A 17,969-nucleotide genomic window follows, 5' to 3' on the forward strand; every position below is an offset into this window, starting at 1 on the left:
TGATTTGAAAGCAAGCTTTCAAATCAACCCCGCTCGACTTGCATGTATTAGGCACGCCGCCAGCGTTCGTCCTGAGCCAGGATCAAACTCTCCAAATTGGTATTTAGAAAGAGCGATTGCTCATTTTGAAACATCTGACGAGAATTAAATTCTCATTTGTGAATTCACTTGCGTGAATTCGATACTCACTCGTTGTTCAGTTTTCAAAGATCAAGCTGTTCTCGTTGTCCGCTTAATGTCTCAGCAGCAACTCTTATACTATACCATGCTGTCCTCGTTTTCGTCAACCCTTTTTTTAATTTCTTTTTTCAGGTTGTTCATCGATTGTTTTTCAACAAATCTCTGTCTCAGAGGGACGAGTTATAATTTATCACATCTTCATACGATGAGTCAACTATAAATTTTCTCTTACTTCGTATTTCCCATTTATAAGCTACAACCAAACAAAAAAAGAGAGTGCTTCGCCTCTCCCTACCCACAGCTTTTATCTATAGTATGTTGTAGCGGTGTGCTTCTTCTTATCTCTATACAGTATAGCGAACAGCATGACCTTCCCCAGGATTAGCTTCACCCCAGGAGGTGATCTCTCGAAGGAGTGAACGGGAGGCTAGTTTACGTAGAACAAGCGGAAGTTCAGCTTCCAGTGGTTTCAGTCCTGACTGCTGAAGGAGTTCCGCGATGCCCCATGGCTCCTTGCGACTCTGCAAAATGGAGAGGAGTAGACTACAACAATCCACCATCTTCGACATAATTGAGAAATCACAAGCTAACAAGATCAGCTCCACTCTTTGTTCCAGCGTCTCTGTGCTTACAGTGAGTTCCTCATACAGCTTATGAACAGGTGTGTTCATTTTTTTGACCTGATCCCATACAGCAGGCTCGGGAAAACTGCCACTTTCGCTCACTTCAATGCGTGCCCAATGATACAAAGCCATCAATATGCAATTGTAAGCATCCATAATACATGCAGCATCCATATAGCGCTTGGCCTTCACATACATATGCAAAAAGCGGGCGAACTCCATTAACAGTACCCGATCCTTAAGTGGTGCCGAAAATCGAGTGATTTCCTGACGCATATCCTCAAGGATACCCTTCGGATCCCAGATTATCTCTCCCGACATTAGACTAGTAAGCAGTTCATTGTTATCGCCCGCCATAACCGCCCGTTCGAGAGCAGACATACCTACGTGGAGCGAATGGGTGCGTCTCTCACCGGCAATTGTCTGACTAACCAGACGTTCCTTCTCCTGCCCTTCATGTAGCATAAGCACGACCATATCAAAATCGTGAAGCAGCGCGCTCTGAAAAGGAGCATTCCCCTTCCGCCGAAATGCCACAGCGCCGAGAACACTATCATCAAACGTTTCTCCACTTAACAAAGTCAAATTGGACAGTTCCATACTTCCCTCCATCAAATTTGGCGATTTTGCGTCAATTCAGTTATAATTCAGGTATAATTTACTTAGTAATGTAATTCTACATATCCAAGTTAGTTCCTTCTGGTCAACCGAACTATATTTAGGTTAGGAGTTAATACTCATGAAATTCAAATCGGCCAAAATCAACGCTTTCCGTACATGGGGACTTTTGCTCACAATGCTTGGAATGGGACTAATGATTTTGGGGACTGCCGGAATTGTATTCTGGGGCCCTGCCGGTAAAGTATTTGCCGGAATTGGGCTTGTAATCGGTTTAATTTCGATGGTGGCCAGTATGGCCATCTATTTCTGGGCTGGCATGCTCTCTACAAGCGCTGTGCAGCTAGAATGCCCGGAATGTCATAAGCTCACCAAAATGCTCGGCAAAACCGACCGCTGTATGTTCTGTCACACCATTCTCACGCTGGACCCAAACCAGGCGAATATTACTGCAGAACAGCTTAAGCAACAGCAGCTTAATCAGAATTAGAAATGCGTGAAGGCTCATCTGAACGATACTCCAACTAGATATGCATAGAAAAAGGGACTTCCGAAAAAGCGGAGTCCCTTTTTAGATCATTTTTATAAAATATTACTTATGAATTCCTTGCAAAGCTTCCCAGGCCGACTGATTAGCAAAGCTGCGGTTCCAAGAACCAATGCCTCCAAGTCCGAGGGACTGGGCAAGTTCCACTCTAGCCTGCAACGAAGTCTTATCCTCGATCCATATTTTGCGCAGAACGCCTTCCTCCTTGTACTCTACATAATTCTGCCCTGCACTCGCATCCAGGGTTGGTTTCAACTTCTTTTCATTAATGATCTTGTCCACTGTATTCATGCTCACTGCCTTGGAACTAACCTTCGTCTTGCCATCAACCGGTTTCTCGGTCCAGATACGTGTATACAGAGGCACCCCAAGAATCAGCTTCTCAGGAGGTACCTCATCTTCATTGATAATACGATTCATCGCATTCTTGACCCATGGAAGTGAAGCTACAGATCCTGCTTTGGGACTGGCTGCCCAATGTTCATCATACGCCATCACGATCAGGAAATCCGTAAGCGGCCCCAGGGCTCGGCGATCGAGGAACAACGACCACATTTCACTATTCGATTTGGGGGTGACGTCTATAGATACGATGAGATTTTTGGCTTGCGCCATCGGCTTCAGTTCGCGCATAAACTGCGTAACGTTCTCTCCGTCCTTCGTATACACATTCTCAAAATCAATATTGATCCCGTCAAGATTGTATAGATCTGCATATTCCAGCATCTGCACGATCGTCCTCATCCGCTTCTCATAAGTGGACAAAGCCTCCGTTGTCAGATCAGCCTCAAAGCTATTGCTGAGCAGTCCCCATACCTCCATCCCCTGAGCATGAGCCCACTGTACATACGCGCTATCCGCCTGACTGCGAACATTGCCATCAGTATCCACAATCCGGAACCATGTTGGACTGACCACATTTACTCCCGGCAGCTTGCCGATTGCATTCGGGTCTGGCTTGCGTTCATAGACAGCTTCCCAGATGAGGTTAACAGGCTTACCCTTCCAGCTACGCTCGGCTCTTGAAGGAACTACGGGCTTCAGCTCAACGGTTTTATCACCATCAGGGATAATGTCGCTCGTCTTGGCATACCCCGAATAGCCGCTGTCCAGCTGCACATACAGCCAGCCCTCCTCGGCTTCTTTCCAGATTCTCACCGAAGTGCCGGGAGGCATGTCCGCTACAATTGGGGCGTGAATCGTGGCTTCCGTACGCATGGCAACTGTTTTGCCCCCTACTTTACCCTTCACTTTTCCAAGCGGAACCGATTCTCCTGCACTCATCAACAAGACAGCACCGGTATCCTTGTCCTCCTGAACTTCAAACCCGTACAGATCCTCAAGTGTAGTCGTTGGCAGATAGGTCACACCATCCTTCACTTCCGGGGCGAGCCGAAGCTGCAGGGGCTTGTTATTGAGACTGGCATCTGTCTTATTCTCCTGCATATAAAGAAGTTCATTACCTGTGGAAAGGATCACTGATTTCGTGGCCGCTTCATAGCGGATAGACGAATCTACATACTCCTGAAGCAGCGGCAGCGGTAAAAGAAGGCCATCTCCAGTTCCAGTGGCAGAGTATCCTGTCAGCTCTCCTTTGACGAATACAGGTCTCTCCAGCCCCTTCCAATCAGGGTCAACATGCTGCCGGTTCGGCATTATATAAAAGATCACCCAGTAAGCTGCAGCCACGACAATCAAGAGCCCAAGTAAGCGGCGAAAAAGGCTTCCGCGTTTTTTAACATGTCTTTGTCCATGTCTTCTGTCCAAGATGCATCCTCCAACTATAGCATTTTTGAATTATTGATAAATACGGTTAACACTGCCTTTAAGTATACGCGTTAAATGCCTGTTTTGTTTCAAAAACTGCTGGCATACCTCCCTCATTCTGTAAAAATGATATAAAAAATAAAACGTGCAGCTTCCGTTGACCGGACTCCACACGTTATGAACAGACAGGCCATAGGTCTCCCGGATCATCCGAAGCGCCATGCTTTCCCGCCTTTTACTATTCAGCTGCCTGTAATTCTATTGCTGGATCTTCTTGTCATTACACTCTTCACATACTCCATAAAGCTCCATACGCAGTCCTGTAATTCTGAATCCCGTCTCCTCTGCTGCACGATGCTCCACATCATGAAGCGGCGGATAACTGAAATCCTCTATCTTGCCGCATGTCTGACAGATCACATGATAATGATCGGAGACATTGGCATCGAACCTGCTGGAATTATCGCCGTAGGTCAATTCACGAACCATGCCGGCTTCCATAAACATTTTGAGATTATTATATACGGTTGCCACGCTCATGCTTGGAAACTTAGGCTCCAGCGCCCGATAAATATCGTCCGCCGTCGGATGATTCATCGCTTCCATCAAATACGTAAGTATTGCATGTCGCTGGGGTGTAATACGGACACCGGTTGTTTTTAATTGTTCCAATGCATGTTGTACGCCACTACCCATAATTGCCACCGCCTTTAAATTAAAAAACTTCTGTAAAAGTATATTTACAATTGTAAGACCGCTCTTTCAATATTGTCAATGTGGTCTGTACATTATATTTATTATTATATAAGAAAAATTACTTAATTCAATATTTCCTCACATTTAGATTGCTGTTTCCTTCCACATGCAGCTTGAATTCTGCCATTCCCGCTTCTCCGGAGATTGTTTTCTTGTCTATAACCAGTCCTGGCAAATCCGAGATGATATCTCCATAACCGCTGGAGCCACTCAGCTGGTAATCTCCAGACTCGGGGAGATACAAGCTGATATCACCCACTGCGCTGTAAATATCCCAGTCCCCGCCAACCAAAGGTGAACGGACAATGATACCTCCATTCAGGGATTCTGCATGCAGCTTCAGCGGTGCACCATCAATCTCCAGATTTCCGTTCTTGCTGGTAAGATCAATATTGTCATTACTGTTCATGGCGCTGATGTTACCAACTACCGTCGACAGCTTCAAGGCCCCATTCACATCCCAGGCATTCATGTCGCCACCGTTCGTCGTCAAATCCACGCTGCCCTGCACCCCTCTGGCACGGACCGCGCCATTCAGCGTTTTCCCTTTGACATCGCCGTAGATTCGGTGAAGAATCAATTGACCGTTGCCCGTCTCCAGGGAAATGTCCTTGATCGCTTCTACATTCTGGAGCGTTATGCCACCGTTCATGGTGCGGACTTCGATGTCAAACCGCCGGTCCTCAGGAAGTGATATGTCCAGGTTCATCCGCGGTTGACGTTTTCCCGAATCGCCGTATGCTTTGCTTTTGGGGGTGATTTTGATGTTGGGGCCTACCGCTACATCCACAAAGGACTGCTCGGATATTGCTTCAGCCACTGCGCCTTCCAATTGATCCACCCATACAGTAGTATTGATCTCAATATTCTGGACTGGTGCACGGTGCAATAGAATATCTCCGTTGATCCCGTCTATAGAAATTTTCGCGGTATTAAGTTCAACCGGTACAATTAGCGTTGGCTTCTCAAATTGCCTTCCTTCTGCTTCCCCGTAATCAACGGCAGCAGCGGTCAAATTTAAGCTTACACGGTTCCATAGATGCAGATAATGACCCTGCTCCGCTACAAGAAAGACACTCGCCGCCAGTACAATGGCAGACAACAAGCCTCTAAGATCAAGCCTCGCTCTTGCAGCATGCTCAGCGTTCACACGGCGGGCAACAACATATATCACCAGGTACTCCACACCCCAAAGTACAGGGATCAGCGGCCACCACTTCAGCAGAAGCAGCATCCGTTCCGTCCCTTCTTTCCAGTCGAGGAAAAGAAGGATACCGACACTAACAAGCAGAGCGACAGCTGTATATCTTCCGACACGACGCTTGCGGCGCTCCTTCCGTCTCCACCGATCAGTGCCATTGGCAATCTCCCTAATCCCCATCAGCAAGCCTGCGCCTACTAAAACTATAGCGATAGTAGCCTCCGCATAATGCTCAATGAAATACTGTAACCATGGGGGTTTCTGTCGGAAAAGGAAGAGTAGTGCCCCGCCGAATAACAGCATCAGGCCAAAGGATAGGCCCGGTTCGGTAACAAAGGTCCGGCGTTTGGATGGTACTGGGGCAAGTCCGGGGTCTTGTTCTACCGGAAATCGTAAAATCCGATCTGCAGATTGCAGCACATCGTATACATTATAGAAATAAAGAACAGGGATCAGTAGCCCCAGCAGGATAAGCAACGGCACATTAATCTGCATGCCTATTGAGGAGAAGTATATTAGTGCAGAGATATCTAAAAGAATAGCAAAAATAAACGAAATCCCTTTACGGAGCAGCCCGAAATAGATATGCCCGGACCCAGGAATAATCGCCGCCAGCAAGCCCGCAATAAACTTAAGCTTACGTCTGCGCCGTTTGGGCCGCGGCGGAATTATTTTAGGCTGATCATCATCCTGAAGTGACTCTTGCATATCCATTTCGCCCTGCTCTTCTTCGGGCACGAACTCCGGCTTGTCTGTCATTCCAGGCTCCTCCTCTCGCCAAGATTGCTTGTCCCACTTCAAACGTGACCCCTCCGATAAAATTCGACCAGTTCAACACCGGGAACCACTTCTTCTACTCCCACCTGAACAAATCCATGCTTCGTATACAAAGCAACTGCAGGAAAGTTCAGTTTGCCAGTGGAGACGATGAACTGCTCCATCTCGCTGTATTTTCCAAATACGTACTCTAAAAGCGCACCGGCAACTCCCTTACGGAAATGCCCCGGGTTCACCATCATCCGGGTAATCGTCAGCTTGCCAGGTGATTCTTCTTCAACAGCAACTGCACCCATCAGCTCATAGGCATGGTCATGACAGCCGTAAAAAACCTCCGGGGAGCGTCTAAGCATCTCCCTCGTCTCCATTAGTGGAGGAATTTCGTGAAACCCGATAAGCTCCGCTTCCAAACGGTAAGCCTTGTGCTGGAGGCTCCACAGATCATCAACAGTCATCTCATCCTGAAGATCAAGTCTTGTTATATTCATTCCCGCCGTCCCCTTATATGCCGCGAAGGGCCTGCCGTTGCCGACAAGCCCCAAGTTATATATCGCTACAAGTACATTAGTTATTCAAAACCTCAGCCAGCAATTTGTTAACAAGGCCCGGATTCGCTTTGCCTTTACTTTCTTTCATTACCTGGCCAACCAGGAAGCCGATCGCTTTTTGCTTGCCCGCCTTGTAATCCTCTACGGACTGCGGATTGGCTGCAACAACGGCTTCGACGATTCCTTTAATGGCTCCCTCATCGCTGATCTGCACAAGACCCTTCTCTTCAACGATAACGCCTGGCAATTTGCCGGATTCCAGCATCTCCTTGAAGACAGTCTTGGCAATCTTGCTGCTGATAGTTCCAGCCGCAATGAGGCCAATCATCTCGCCGAGCCCCTGAGGGGTGATCTTCACTTGGGACAGCTCCAGATTGTTGCTGTTCAAATAAGCCAGCAAGTCACCCATGATCCAGTTGGCTACAGCCTTGGCATCCTGGGTATAGGCCAGACTTCCCTCAAAGAAATCAGCCAGCAGCTTGGATGAAGTGATCACACCAGCATCGTAAGCCGGGAGTCCAAATTCCTCACTGTAACGGACTTTCCGTGCATCGGGAAGCTCCGGGATACCCGCGCGGATGGATTCTCTCCATTCCTCATCAATGTGCAGCACAATTAGATCCGGGTCTGGGAAGTAGCGGTAATCATGCGCCTCTTCCTTACCACGCATGGACAAGGTCTTGCCTTGTGCTTCATCCCAACGACGCGTCTCCTGTACAACCACACCGCCGTCGTCGAGAATCTCAGCCTGACGGTATTCCTCATACTCCAATCCACGCAGTACACCACGGAAGGAGTTCATGTTCTTCAGCTCGGCCCGGATACCAAACTCAGCTTGTCCGTATGGACGCAAGCTGATATTCGCATCACAACGCATCGAGCCCTCTTCCATCTTCACATCGGATACATCGCAGTATTGCATGATCGCCCGAATCTTCTCTAGATAAGCTCGTGCTTCTTCCGGCGATCTTAGCTCCGGCTCAGAGACAATTTCAATCAGCGGCGTACCGACCCGGTTGAAATCGACCAATGAAGCATAACCGCCATCTACGTGTGTCAGCTTACCAGCGTCTTCCTCCAGATGCAGACGGGTGATGCCAATCCGCTTGGTCTCCCCGTTCACTTCAATATCAATCCAGCCGTTCAGACCGATTGGCTGATCGAACTGGGAAATCTGATAAGCCTTCGGCGAATCAGGATAAAAATAGTTTTTGCGGTCAAACTTGCTAACGTCACCGATGGTACAATTCAGCGCCATTGCCGCCTTCATTGCATATTCCACCGCTTGGCGGTTCAGTACCGGCAGAACACCGGGATGGCCCAGGCAGACTGGGCATGTGTGTGTATTAGGCGGAGCACCGAATTCAGTGGAACAGCCGCAAAAGATTTTGGACTTTGTATGAAGCTCCACATGGACTTCCAGCCCGATAACCGTTTCATATTTAGACATAAGTTATCTCATTCCCTTAAAAGTTTTGTGAGCCTATTCTTCACTATATAGATTGAACTTGTGATTTTTCTACTATGGGATGAGCCGTGACTCCAGAGAATGTTTGGACTTTCGGCCGCTGTTGTCTGCAGATTTCTTGATTTTAACCGCTATTAGCGGTAGAAATCCGCAGACAAAGGCGGACGCTCTCGCTCCTACAGTTCCAAAATTCCCCTACGCCACTTTCCCCTTCTTGTATATTTTCAAGTCCAATCTAGCTTCAAAATCCGATTAAAGCTGTGGACGCTGCTTATGATGATCTGTATTTTGTTCAAATGCGTGTGCGACACGCAGTACAGTGCTTTCATCAAATTCCTTACCGATAATTTGCAGACCCACTGGGAGTCCTTCAGCAAAACCGCAAGGAACGCTGACAGCCGGAATACCAGCCAGACTTACAGGAATAGTCAAAATATCGTTCAAATACATAGTCAGTGGATCTTCGGTCTGCGAACCCAGCTTAAAGGCTGTTGTAGGCGCAGTTGGCCCAATCACAACATCGTATTTCTGGAAGATTTCATCGAAGTCTTGTTTAATCAGAGTTCTTACCTTCTGAGCTTTCAGATAATAAGCATCGTAGTAACCTGAACTGAGCGCATAGGTACCCAGCATAATCCGGCGCTTCACCTCTGGTCCAAAGCCAAGGCTACGCGAGTTGTGGTAAAGGTCGAGCAGGCCGCTGCCATCATCCGCACGAACACCATAACGGACACCGTCAAAACGGGCCAGGTTGGAGGATGCCTCCGACGAAGCCAGCAGATAATAGGTAGCAACCGCATATTCGGTATGCGGCAAGGATACTTCATCCCAGGTAGCTCCCAAGCTTTCCAACACTTTGAGTGCTGCCAAAACCGGCTCGCGAACAGAAGCATCAACGCCTTCACCCAGATACTCCTTCGGTACTGCAATACGCAGTCCGGATACATCGCCAGTAAGCGCGCTTAAATAATCTGGAATATCTACTTTGGCGGATGTGGAATCCTTGGCATCATAGCCAGCGATAGCTTGCAGCACATATGCGGAATCCTCCACATTGCGAGTAATCGGGCCAATCTGATCCAGCGAGGAGGCGAAAGCCACCAAGCCATACCGGGATACGAGGCCATAGGTCGGTTTAAGACCCACTACGCCGCAATAAGAAGCGGGTTGGCGGATGGAACCACCAGTGTCGGAGCCCAGCGCGAAGAATACTTCGCCAGCTGCAACAGCAGCTGCGGAGCCACCGCTGGAACCGCCAGGAACACGCTCAAGATCCCACGGATTGCGTACAGCACCAAAGCTTGAGTTCTCATTGGAGCCGCCCATAGCGAACTCGTCCATGTTCAGCTTGCCGATGGTTACAGCATCAGCCTGACGCAGTTTGTCGGCTACTGTAGCATCATAGACCGGTTGGAAATTGTTCAGGAATTGGCTGGCACAAGTTGTACGCAATCCCTTGGTAGAAATGTTGTCCTTAATCCCCGCAGGGAGACCAAACAGCAGACCACGTGCCGCCCCGGAAGCTAGTTTGTCATCCAGAGAGCGTGCTGCAGCACGTGCCCCCTCTTCATTTAACGTCAAAAAAGCATGCACGCGCGCATCACGCTCAGCGATGGCGGACAACGATTCTTCAGTCAGCTCACTGACAGAGATCTCTTTGTTGTTCAGCATGTTATGTACTTCGGGCAAACGATATTGAAACAGGCTCAAGATTCTTCCTCCTTCTTAAATAGGTGTAGTTATTCCAGTACGGCTGGTACTTTGAATTGTCCGTCTTCCTGATCTGGCGCATTAAGCAGCGCCTCTTCCTGAGACAAACTCTCCTTCACAACATCATCACGCATGACATTGCTTACCTGAAGCACGTGAGTGGTTGGGTGTACATTTTCTGTATCCAACTCATTGAGTTTCTCTGCATATTGTAAAATGGCATTCATTTGTTCGGTAAAGGTTGCCTCTTCTTCCGGGCTTAACTGCAGGCGAGCCAGCTTGGCCACATGCTGCACATCTTTGACAGTAATGCTCATAACAAACATCCCTCCTGATTAAAGGGCTAAAGCGCCCGGATAACGTTTTTAATTATATTGTAGAAGCCTGGACAATTCAATGTGCTTGTACTGTGCCTCAGGCATGTTAAAAAAGCCGGCTTGCGCCGGCCCTTCTTAAATCCAAGCCCGGAGATTCACTTGCTTAATGAATTCCGCCTGGGACAGACTCTCTTTGGTTGTAGTCTCTATCTCTTCCGCATCGGCCACATCGCCGTTCATTAAATAATGGAACAGCTTCTCATTGTGCGTGGACAAGGCATAATCGATCAACGCTTCATGCGTCGCCCGCTCGGCTTCGACGGTCAGCAAAACTTCTTCTGCTTCAATGTCCTCTGCCGGAACATAAAAATTCCTGTTCGCCTGGGGAACTCGAATGACATAATCAAACGCATTATCGGGATTGCGATCGTAAGCAATCAGGTAGCCGTAGTCCCCGATAGGAAGACCCTGCTCGAAAGCGTCCGCGACAATGACAATCTTCTCTCCTAAACGCAGCATCGCCCTACCTCCTGGCCCAAAATCTATGATGATTTTACTTATTTCAACAGTCTACTAAAAAATAATAGAGCTGTCTAGCGGAAGGAGGAAGCGTTCAAGCTCTTTTTCCATAATATGCTTCGGGATTGGAAAAAAGTCGCGGATAAAGTGGCTTCACCTTCATTTCGGCAATTTATTCCTCCCCATCAATATGGAAGCACCAGCAAAGCAAAGGAGAATGAGCAGCACTGCTGACAAACAAGGACTTAAGTCCACCGTAGTGGCTTTCCTTCCTGCAGAAAGAAGCTGGGTAGACAGTCCGGGGAGAGCCGCTGGCGTCCAATCAAACCATGATGGCATCAGGCTGTTGGCAAGCGCCATTCCTGCGGACGACAGAAGTGACAGGAATGCAGCGGCAGATGCACGCAAAAAAGCACTGAACAGCAAGGTGAGTGAAAGGGCACATAACAGCCATAGTCCATAAAGTGCTGTTGCAGCCACGACATCCATCCAGGGGAGAGTCCCTATCAACTGCTCAGTATAATAGAGTGCACTAGCTACACCCAGGCCAAGCGCAAGCAACAGTAGTGTAAACAACCCAATCCACTTGGCAATTACAAATCCAGTAGGTGACAAAGGTCTGGATAACACAAGCTCAACACTTCCGTTGTACCGTTCTCCGGACAAGCTGTTCATGGCCGCCAGTACCAGTACCAGGATTCCGATCGTACTGTATTGCCCCAGCGCCTGGGACATCACCGCACCTGCACCTGGCATGACATAGCCTTCCAAAATCCCTTGAGGGACATTGTTCGATGCCTGCAAAATATCCGGCATATAGTAGGTTATTATAGGCTGCATGGCTCCCAGCAGAATAAAGACCACAGGTATCCAGATTAGTTTATAAGTCCGAACTGCTTCCAACATTTCTTTTTGATAAACAATCCAGGTATTTCTCATCCCCCGACCACCTTCATGAACATATCCTCAAGCGTGGAAGAACCTGCTTCGAATTGCAGAAGAGGGATATCCAAAGAGGCAGCTTCCTTCAGAATGGCACCGCGTGCTTGCTCCAAATTGTCCACATTGAACACAGCGTGTTCTCCATTAAGCCGTGCCTCTAATATAAAGGGCTTAGAGGCAACAGAGTTTAACCACTGGATAGCCTCTGCATTCTTCTCTGTACGAACCGTAATGACTGGCTGACTGTACTTGGAACGCAGCATGGACAATGCCCCCTGCTCTGCAATCAATCCGTCCTTCATCACTATAATTTCATCGCACACTTCTTCTGCGTCGTGTAGCACATGTGTGGAAAAAACGATGGTTGTCTCTTCCCGAATTTCACGCAGCAGTTCCATGACCTCCCGTCGACCAATGGGATCAAGTGCCGATACCGGCTCATCTAGCAGCAGTAGGCGGGGATGGTGCACAAGCGCCTGTGCCAAACCCAAGCGCTGCTTCATCCCACCAGAGTACCCGGCGATGCGGCGGCGTGCGGCGGCTGTCAGCCCCACCCGTTCCAAGGCCGTCTTAGCCTTGCTTACGGCTTCCTTCCCGTTCATTCCACTGAGCTTAGCAGCAAAAACAACGTATTCCTGCCCACTCATCCAGCCATAAAAAGCTGGCGATTGGGGTAGATATCCCAGTTCCCGCCGAAAATCTCCTCCTTGGTAACTCCCTGCAAAGGCAATGCTTCCCGCTGATGGCGGGAGCAGTCCGGCTATCATGCGCAGCGTCGTTGTCTTCCCGGCACCATTGGGTCCGAGCAGCGCGACACAGCTTCCTTGGGCAATCTCAAAGCTGATCCCGCCAACAGAGAGGTGGCTGCCGTAGTTTTTTTGCAAATTAGAGACTTGAAGCAACGGCTGCATCATGCCTCCCTCCTACCGACCGTGAAATAGGCTATACTGCCGAACAAACTCCCGGCTACAAGAATGATGATCCAGAGCCATTTGGGCCCCCGGACACTCTCCGCCTTCCAAAGTGAAATTAAACCGATGACCGCAAGTAGGACTTGCAGCACCACAAGCGGTAGTATAAGCCCCCAATTCACATTCTCCATAACCCACTCTCCTTCATTGTTACTTTCTATTGGCTCTTCGTCTTCTGGATTCAGGCAAAATAACGAACAGCAGATAAACAACCGTGGGCGTGGGAAACCCGGTAATCCCCCATAATCCCCAGAACCAGGCCTTCTTGCCTCTTCGTTTTGCATCCCGAAACAACAAGTTCCCTTGCAAAAATAAACAAATGGCGATAACGATCCATACCCATAACGGCACATCCTGCAGTTCGTTCATTCCCTGGCACCTTCTTTCCAGCGCCGGAAGCGTGATACAGTCAGAACTACTAATGCGGCTAGCGGTATAATTCCTTGAAGAGTCAGATAGATTACTGGCACATAGCCAAGTAAAGTTAATGTAGAGCTGAGCAGAATCACTGAGACGATGCAGAATAGCAACCTTTCCTTGCGAGCCTTCTTTCGTCTTGATTGTTCCTCTGCCACAATTAAAGATTCCAGCGCTCTGAGGGATGGAAGGGGAATATCATACTGCTCATCCAGGCGATCCATCTCCTCAGTAAGTTTGTGCAATAGCGCCTCCTCCTGCCCGGCATCCTTATTCATTGTCTTCTCTCAGCTCCTTCCGTAATTGATTCAGGCCATAAGCTACCCGTGATTTGACTGTGCCAGCAGGAATCTGCAAAATCTCTCCGATCTCCTCATAACTGTAACCGTAATAATGTTTCAGCAGGACCGCTATCCGCTGAGCGGAAGGCAGTCTGGATAATGCATCCAGCACGTCACTCCATTCCTCATCCTTGCTCTCAAACTGCCAGCGAATGGAGCGAATACCCTGCTCCTCCCGCTTCCATTGCTCCTCACGTTTCCAGCGTCGTTTTCGGTCAATATACAGCCGAGTCGCAATCGTAATCAGCCAGGAGGAAAAGGATGAGGAGCCATTGTAAGCCCGGATTTTCTCCATGCATCTGACCATGGTATCCTGAGCAATTTCCTCCGCCAGCAAAGGGTCCATGGTCACTTTGATCAAATACTTGTAAAGAAAGGTATAATGTTCACGGAGAAGCACCGCCAGTGATGAAACATCACCCTGCTGAGCCTGCCGTACCCTTTCCTTCATTGGATCGTCCATGGGCCCTTCCCTCCATAAAAGTTGTCAGCAAGTGAATCATTTTCATAAATCCATAAGTGAGCGTCTAATCATGGATATCTAGTTATACATGGTTTAGGTATAACTAGATATCGCACCTAATCGGATTGAAATCCGCATTATGAAATTGATTCATGTATAATACGATTATCTAGGAGACATCGTTCAATCAGCGATTCATATTTTATTCTGGTACTCCCAAAGCTTGCGCCGCCAAGGCTGGATGGAGCCTTTCCCGGCAGGAAAACACCAGAATAACGTTTCTCTCCCACGACGACGATCCGTAAGATTTCCTCCATGAGCACTTTCGTAGCTTCTACTCAAACAGGCCTCCCTAACCAAATCCTCAGGCATAACAACAGCCTTTTCTTCCCCTACATGCTGTCTGTACTCCATAAATGAACAAAAGCCGCCTTTCTCCGGACACTCCGAAAAAAAGCGGCAATTCTTGCTGCATAAGTGCTCGTATGTACCTTGAGATTGGGTGGATCCGTAATCCAAGTGCCCCGATATATCATCCTTCACTCCAAGTCCTCCCTAGCATGTAAATGAAATTCAAATCCATATGTAGACAAAAAAACACGCAAACCGGGATTATTCCACAGTCTGCGTGCTTCGCGAGGTAAATATTACATTTAATTAACAATATTGTACCAACTTTGTAGTCCCTTGTCCATCTGTATTTCCCCGATTTTTGTCGGTACTTCTGGGACGGTAGACTATAAAGATACGTATGGGTTGTGCTCGCGCTCGAACCCGATTGTTGTCCGTGAGCCGTGACCCGGATAGACCTTAACCTCTCCATCCAGCCGGTAGAGCTTGCCCCGAATAGAATCAAACAAATCCCGTTCCCGGCCACCGGTTAGATCCGTACGCCCTACTCCCAGCTTGAACAGCACATCACCGGAGAACAGGTCATCTCCACACAGGAAGCTAACGCTGCCGGGAGAATGCCCCGGGGTGTGGAAGACACGGAAAGTATGTCCAATAAAGTCCAAAACTTGGCCTTCACCAAGATCATATTCCGCCGGAGCTGTAGTTAAAGGAGCGGACAGATTCGGCCACATCAGGGAACCGTTCAGCTTGGGACTCTCCAGCCACTGACTCTCCAGAGGATGCAGATAGACTGGGCAGTTCTTCAGCTTGCGGATTTCATCCACACCGCCCATATGGTCAAAATGGGCATGTGTCAGCAGAATGGCTTCAATCTCCATCCCCTCTATGCTTCGCACCAGTGCAGCAGGATTCATACCAGGGTCGATAATGATGCCCCGTGCTGGATCAGCCCCCGTAAGCAGATAAGCATTGGTCTGAAGCGGGCCAAGCGTAAATGAACGAATATTAAGCATGACTCTTAGAAACCGGAAATCAGGCCACGCAGCTCTTTAGCGATAATGGCGTGGGATTCCGTTCCTTCCCCGTAGGCTTGACCCATTGCCTTGCGGACATCCCCGATTTTGCTGTCATAATCAGCAGCTTCGCGGTCAGGATTCTCCTGCTTAAACTCTCTCATCAGACGTTGTACATGCTCAGGACGAGGTCCCCAATGTCCAAGTACATAGCCGCCGGTATCGGCGAAGATAACGATTGGAACCGAACGACCGCCCATGGTCAGGAAGTTGTCCATCAAATCCTGATTTTCTTCTAAAATAAGCACTTCTGTCTTGATTCCTGCGGTCTCAAGGATATGGAATACAACTGGAACATTGCGCACAACATCGCCGCACCAGTCCGCTGCCAGAATGAGTACACGCAAATCATCACGGTGATTGAGGCTCTCGAAAAATTCCCGGTCGCTCTCGTCTTCCCAGGTAAACTTCTCATACCAGGCTTCGAAATCCTGCTGATTGCGGGTCATGCCCTCAACGAATTGACGGGGCGTGAGTCCTTGACCAAATTTAGGAGCTACATTTTGCTTCATGCTGCATTCCCTCTCTTCTTCTTGGATTGGTACCACTTGATTACAAAATAAATAACAATAAGGGCAATAGCGCCTAGAATAATTTCGTGAGTATACTTCGAAGCCACTTCATCAATGTTCTTCCACTTGTCACCTAAAGTCATACCTAAGTACACGAATAATGCACTCCATGGGATAACGGCAAGTGTAGTAAGCAGGGTGAACTTGCCCAGTGGCATCCGGGTGATTCCGGCAGGTACGGATATGGCATGACGTACAACCGGAATGAACCGAGCTGTGAAAATAACGCCTGTCCCATATTTGTTGAACCACTCTTCGGAGTGATCAATGTGCTTTTTGGAGATAAAAATGTACTTTCCGTACTTCTCCAGTACAGGTCTGCCGCCGTAACGACCGATCCAGTATACGAAAATCTGGGCAATAACGCCCCCGATTGTTCCGAATACCACTGCACCGAAATAATTAATATCCCCTGTCCAAACAAGATATCCTCCGTAAGCTAGAACAATTTCACTAGGAATAACTTCCATCATTAAGCCGATCATAATCCCGAAATAGCCAAGACTCTGGATCCATTCAAAAAGATTCGAGATCAGCTCAGAGATGTAATGCATGTAGGCGCTCCTCCTCCGTTTATTTGCATAGGCGGCAGGGCTCACTGCGTCGCTATGCTCTATGTAGCCAGTCTTCTCTTAGCCTATTCTAGCATATGGAAGGATACAACTTCTACTTACAGGAAAATGTATCTCCACAATACATTATGGACATGACGGGGAATTCTGCAAAATAGACGATAGGATCATTGACGGAACAGGAAATTTATTGCTATTATATATTTAGATAATTATTTAAATATCGAAAGGTTGGGTAGACATGAATGAATCCTTCAAAGCACTGGCCGATCCTACCCGCCGCCAAATCATTCGGCTGTTGCGGGAGAAGAATAGGACAGCCGGTGAGATAGCCGATTATTTTAACGTCTCGAAGCCCAGCATCTCGCATCATCTTAACGCCCTTAAACACGCTGGGCTCGTGCAGGATGAGCGCCAGGGCCAATTCATTCTGTATAGTCTGAACACCACTGTTCTCGATGAGGTGGTTGGCTGGCTGCTGGAGATGACGGGGACGGGCAAGCAGGAAAACGCACAGAAATCCGACAAAAATCCAAGAAGCAAGAGTAATCACGCTACTAAGGAGGATGGAAGATGAGAAACATCAAATGGAAATGGCAGGATACCCTTATTGTAGTGTTGGGTCTAGCCTCAATTGGTTTTGCCCTATTCAATTACAATGCCCTGCCGGACCAGCTTCCGGCCCAATTCGGAGTTACGGGAGAGGTTAACCGATATTGGAGCAAGAATTCGGCTATAGCCTGCCTGGGGGCGCTGGGCTTGCTCTTTCCACTGCTAATGCATTTTATACGCAGCATTGATCCGCGAAGAGAAAATTATGCAAAATTTGAAAATGCCTATGCTATGACACGTCTGGCCATGGCCCTATTGTTCGATTTTATTTTTGTCCTGGTCATCATGTACGGGCTCAACATCAATCTTCCTGTAGGCAAAATTGCAGTAGGTGCGATCGGGGTTCTCTTTATCGTTATAGGAAATTATATGCCCCAGGTCAAAGATAACTACTTCATTGGCATTCGCACCCCATGGACACTGCATAATCCCGAGGTATGGCGCAAAACACATCGTTTCGCAGGCGGTCTCTGGATGATTGGCGGACTTCTGATGATTGGATCCATATTTACGGGGGGAATATGGAACACAGTAGTGATTGTGATAGCTTTGGTGCTGTCCACTCTCGTTCCCGTCGTTTATTCGTGGATGATGGCGCAGCGGCTGAAGGCCTAAATCGTC

22 protein-coding genes and 1 rRNA gene are annotated in these 17,969 nt (G+C 48.2%); 3 read left to right on the forward strand and 20 right to left on the reverse strand.

Features of this window, described 5'->3' with window-relative positions; translation table 11 throughout:
• Together AC3Y23_RS24350 and AC3Y23_RS24355 are read right to left on the reverse strand one after the other, a co-directional pair.
• Nucleotides 1-98 (reverse strand): 16S ribosomal RNA (locus AC3Y23_RS24350); the annotation flags it as partial.
• 426 nt (nt 99-524) lie between these two features.
• The gene (locus AC3Y23_RS24355; protein ID WP_379203989.1) at nt 525-1,403 is read right to left on the reverse strand and encodes a nucleotidyltransferase-like protein; all 879 of its coding nucleotides are present in this window, start codon (nt 1,401-1,403) and stop codon (nt 525-527) included.
• A 139-nt stretch (nt 1,404-1,542) separates the two neighbouring features.
• On the opposite strand from AC3Y23_RS24355, the gene AC3Y23_RS24360 reads away from it, so the two are divergent.
• On the forward strand, nt 1,543-1,911 hold the full coding sequence (locus tag AC3Y23_RS24360; protein WP_379203991.1) for a DUF2614 family zinc ribbon-containing protein: 369 nt from the start codon (nt 1,543-1,545) through the stop codon (nt 1,909-1,911).
• A 102-nt stretch (nt 1,912-2,013) separates the two neighbouring features.
• Here AC3Y23_RS24360 and AC3Y23_RS24365 read toward each other — a convergent pair whose 3' ends face one another.
• The 18 genes from AC3Y23_RS24365 to uptA form a co-directional block, all read right to left on the reverse strand.
• Complete coding sequence (locus AC3Y23_RS24365) at nt 2,014-3,735, reverse strand: glycosyl hydrolase family 18 protein (RefSeq protein ID WP_379203993.1); 1,722 nt, start codon at nt 3,733-3,735, stop codon at nt 2,014-2,016.
• Between the two features lie 258 nt (nt 3,736-3,993).
• Entirely contained in the window at nt 3,994-4,431 is a 438-nt protein-coding gene (gene perR / locus AC3Y23_RS24370) for a peroxide-responsive transcriptional repressor PerR (RefSeq protein ID WP_066365765.1), read from the reverse strand.
• A gap of 127 nt (nt 4,432-4,558) precedes the next feature.
• The gene (locus AC3Y23_RS24375; RefSeq protein WP_379203996.1) at nt 4,559-6,451 is read right to left on the reverse strand and encodes a DUF4097 family beta strand repeat-containing protein; all 1,893 of its coding nucleotides are present in this window, start codon (nt 6,449-6,451) and stop codon (nt 4,559-4,561) included.
• Between the two features lie 38 nt (nt 6,452-6,489).
• Nucleotides 6,490-6,957 carry a GNAT family N-acetyltransferase gene (locus AC3Y23_RS24380; RefSeq protein WP_379203998.1) on the reverse strand — a complete coding sequence of 156 codons (468 nt, stop codon included), beginning with the start codon at nt 6,955-6,957 and terminating at the stop codon, nt 6,490-6,492.
• A 76-nt stretch (nt 6,958-7,033) separates the two neighbouring features.
• Complete coding sequence (gene gatB / locus AC3Y23_RS24385; protein WP_379204000.1) at nt 7,034-8,467, reverse strand: Asp-tRNA(Asn)/Glu-tRNA(Gln) amidotransferase subunit GatB; 1,434 nt, start codon at nt 8,465-8,467, stop codon at nt 7,034-7,036.
• 270 nt (nt 8,468-8,737) lie between these two features.
• Nucleotides 8,738-10,195 (reverse strand): Asp-tRNA(Asn)/Glu-tRNA(Gln) amidotransferase subunit GatA, encoded by a 1,458-nt coding sequence (gatA, locus tag AC3Y23_RS24390; protein ID WP_379204002.1) that lies wholly within the window; start codon nt 10,193-10,195, stop codon nt 8,738-8,740.
• A 29-nt stretch (nt 10,196-10,224) separates the two neighbouring features.
• Nucleotides 10,225-10,512 (reverse strand): Asp-tRNA(Asn)/Glu-tRNA(Gln) amidotransferase subunit GatC, encoded by a 288-nt coding sequence (gene gatC / locus AC3Y23_RS24395; RefSeq protein WP_379204004.1) that lies wholly within the window; start codon nt 10,510-10,512, stop codon nt 10,225-10,227.
• 135 nt (nt 10,513-10,647) lie between these two features.
• Nucleotides 10,648-11,031 carry an ATPase gene (locus AC3Y23_RS24400; protein ID WP_379204006.1) on the reverse strand — a complete coding sequence of 128 codons (384 nt, stop codon included), beginning with the start codon at nt 11,029-11,031 and terminating at the stop codon, nt 10,648-10,650.
• Between the two features lie 159 nt (nt 11,032-11,190).
• Nucleotides 11,191-11,970, reverse strand: a complete 780-nt coding sequence (locus AC3Y23_RS24405; RefSeq protein WP_379204008.1) for an ABC transporter permease subunit — start codon at nt 11,968-11,970, stop codon at nt 11,191-11,193.
• The gene (locus tag AC3Y23_RS24410; RefSeq protein ID WP_379204010.1) at nt 11,967-12,887 is read right to left on the reverse strand and encodes an ABC transporter ATP-binding protein; all 921 of its coding nucleotides are present in this window, start codon (nt 12,885-12,887) and stop codon (nt 11,967-11,969) included. The genes AC3Y23_RS24405 and AC3Y23_RS24410 overlap by 4 nt, the downstream gene beginning before the upstream one ends.
• The gene (locus AC3Y23_RS24415) at nt 12,884-13,075 is read right to left on the reverse strand and encodes a PLDc N-terminal domain-containing protein (protein ID WP_379204012.1); all 192 of its coding nucleotides are present in this window, start codon (nt 13,073-13,075) and stop codon (nt 12,884-12,886) included. Before AC3Y23_RS24415 ends, AC3Y23_RS24410 begins: the two co-directional genes overlap by 4 nt.
• 19 nt (nt 13,076-13,094) lie before the next feature.
• On the reverse strand, nt 13,095-13,313 hold the full coding sequence (locus AC3Y23_RS24420; protein WP_379204014.1) for a hypothetical protein: 219 nt from the start codon (nt 13,311-13,313) through the stop codon (nt 13,095-13,097).
• Nucleotides 13,310-13,606: a YxlC family protein gene (locus AC3Y23_RS24425; protein ID WP_379204016.1), complete on the reverse strand. Its 297-nt coding sequence runs from the start codon at nt 13,604-13,606 to the stop codon at nt 13,310-13,312. Before AC3Y23_RS24425 ends, AC3Y23_RS24420 begins: the two co-directional genes overlap by 4 nt.
• 25 nt (nt 13,607-13,631) lie before the next feature.
• Nucleotides 13,632-14,165, reverse strand: coding sequence for an RNA polymerase sigma factor SigY (sigY, locus tag AC3Y23_RS24430; RefSeq protein ID WP_379204018.1), 534 nt, complete (start codon nt 14,163-14,165; stop codon nt 13,632-13,634).
• Between the two features lie 195 nt (nt 14,166-14,360).
• Nucleotides 14,361-14,507 carry a hypothetical protein gene (locus AC3Y23_RS24435; protein WP_379204020.1) on the reverse strand — a complete coding sequence of 49 codons (147 nt, stop codon included), beginning with the start codon at nt 14,505-14,507 and terminating at the stop codon, nt 14,361-14,363.
• 395 nt (nt 14,508-14,902) lie between these two features.
• A complete protein-coding gene (locus AC3Y23_RS24440) occupies nt 14,903-15,532 on the reverse strand; it encodes an MBL fold metallo-hydrolase (RefSeq protein WP_379204022.1) in 630 nt (209 codons plus the stop codon).
• Between the two features lie 5 nt (nt 15,533-15,537).
• Entirely contained in the window at nt 15,538-16,104 is a 567-nt protein-coding gene (locus tag AC3Y23_RS24445) for a thioredoxin family protein (RefSeq protein WP_379204025.1), read from the reverse strand.
• Nucleotides 16,101-16,718, reverse strand: a complete 618-nt coding sequence (uptA, locus tag AC3Y23_RS24450) for an undecaprenyl phosphate transporter UptA (RefSeq protein WP_379204027.1) — start codon at nt 16,716-16,718, stop codon at nt 16,101-16,103. Before uptA ends, AC3Y23_RS24445 begins: the two co-directional genes overlap by 4 nt.
• A 259-nt stretch (nt 16,719-16,977) precedes the next feature.
• On the opposite strand from uptA, the gene AC3Y23_RS24455 reads away from it, so the two are divergent.
• Both AC3Y23_RS24455 and AC3Y23_RS24460 read left to right on the forward strand, forming a co-directional pair.
• Nucleotides 16,978-17,313 carry an autorepressor SdpR family transcription factor gene (locus tag AC3Y23_RS24455; protein ID WP_379204029.1) on the forward strand — a complete coding sequence of 112 codons (336 nt, stop codon included), beginning with the start codon at nt 16,978-16,980 and terminating at the stop codon, nt 17,311-17,313.
• Nucleotides 17,310-17,963, forward strand: a complete 654-nt coding sequence (locus AC3Y23_RS24460; RefSeq protein ID WP_379204031.1) for an SdpI family protein — start codon at nt 17,310-17,312, stop codon at nt 17,961-17,963. The genes AC3Y23_RS24455 and AC3Y23_RS24460 overlap by 4 nt, the downstream gene beginning before the upstream one ends.
• The last annotated feature ends 6 nt before the right edge of the window (nt 17,964-17,969 follow it).

It is taken from the genome of Paenibacillus sp. MAHUQ-45 (genome assembly GCF_058133325.1).

What these genes read in the sequence shown, in the direction of transcription:
- AC3Y23_RS24355 (WP_379203989.1), bottom strand. Translation starts at nt 1,403, where the DNA reads ATGGAACTGTCCAATTTGACTTTGTTAAGTGGAGAAACGTTTGATGAT.
- AC3Y23_RS24360 (WP_379203991.1), top strand. Translation starts at nt 1,543, where the DNA reads ATGAAATTCAAATCGGCCAAAATCAACGCTTTCCGTACATGGGGACTT.
- perR (WP_066365765.1), bottom strand. Translation starts at nt 4,431, where the DNA reads ATGGGTAGTGGCGTACAACATGCATTGGAACAATTAAAAACAACCGGT.
- AC3Y23_RS24375 (WP_379203996.1), bottom strand. Translation starts at nt 6,451, where the DNA reads ATGACAGACAAGCCGGAGTTCGTGCCCGAAGAAGAGCAGGGCGAAATG.
- AC3Y23_RS24380 (WP_379203998.1), bottom strand. Translation starts at nt 6,957, where the DNA reads ATGAATATAACAAGACTTGATCTTCAGGATGAGATGACTGTTGATGAT.
- gatB (WP_379204000.1), bottom strand. Translation starts at nt 8,467, where the DNA reads ATGTCTAAATATGAAACGGTTATCGGGCTGGAAGTCCATGTGGAGCTT.
- gatC (WP_379204004.1), bottom strand. Translation starts at nt 10,512, where the DNA reads ATGAGCATTACTGTCAAAGATGTGCAGCATGTGGCCAAGCTGGCTCGC.
- AC3Y23_RS24400 (WP_379204006.1), bottom strand. Translation starts at nt 11,031, where the DNA reads ATGCTGCGTTTAGGAGAGAAGATTGTCATTGTCGCGGACGCTTTCGAG.
- AC3Y23_RS24405 (WP_379204008.1), bottom strand. Translation starts at nt 11,970, where the DNA reads ATGAGAAATACCTGGATTGTTTATCAAAAAGAAATGTTGGAAGCAGTT.
- AC3Y23_RS24410 (WP_379204010.1), bottom strand. Translation starts at nt 12,887, where the DNA reads ATGATGCAGCCGTTGCTTCAAGTCTCTAATTTGCAAAAAAACTACGGC.
- AC3Y23_RS24415 (WP_379204012.1), bottom strand. Translation starts at nt 13,075, where the DNA reads ATGGAGAATGTGAATTGGGGGCTTATACTACCGCTTGTGGTGCTGCAA.
- AC3Y23_RS24420 (WP_379204014.1), bottom strand. Translation starts at nt 13,313, where the DNA reads ATGAACGAACTGCAGGATGTGCCGTTATGGGTATGGATCGTTATCGCC.
- sigY (WP_379204018.1), bottom strand. Translation starts at nt 14,165, where the DNA reads ATGGACGATCCAATGAAGGAAAGGGTACGGCAGGCTCAGCAGGGTGAT.
- AC3Y23_RS24440 (WP_379204022.1), bottom strand. Translation starts at nt 15,532, where the DNA reads ATGCTTAATATTCGTTCATTTACGCTTGGCCCGCTTCAGACCAATGCT.
- AC3Y23_RS24445 (WP_379204025.1), bottom strand. Translation starts at nt 16,104, where the DNA reads ATGAAGCAAAATGTAGCTCCTAAATTTGGTCAAGGACTCACGCCCCGT.
- uptA (WP_379204027.1), bottom strand. Translation starts at nt 16,718, where the DNA reads ATGCATTACATCTCTGAGCTGATCTCGAATCTTTTTGAATGGATCCAG.
- AC3Y23_RS24455 (WP_379204029.1), top strand. Translation starts at nt 16,978, where the DNA reads ATGAATGAATCCTTCAAAGCACTGGCCGATCCTACCCGCCGCCAAATC.
- AC3Y23_RS24460 (WP_379204031.1), top strand. Translation starts at nt 17,310, where the DNA reads ATGAGAAACATCAAATGGAAATGGCAGGATACCCTTATTGTAGTGTTG.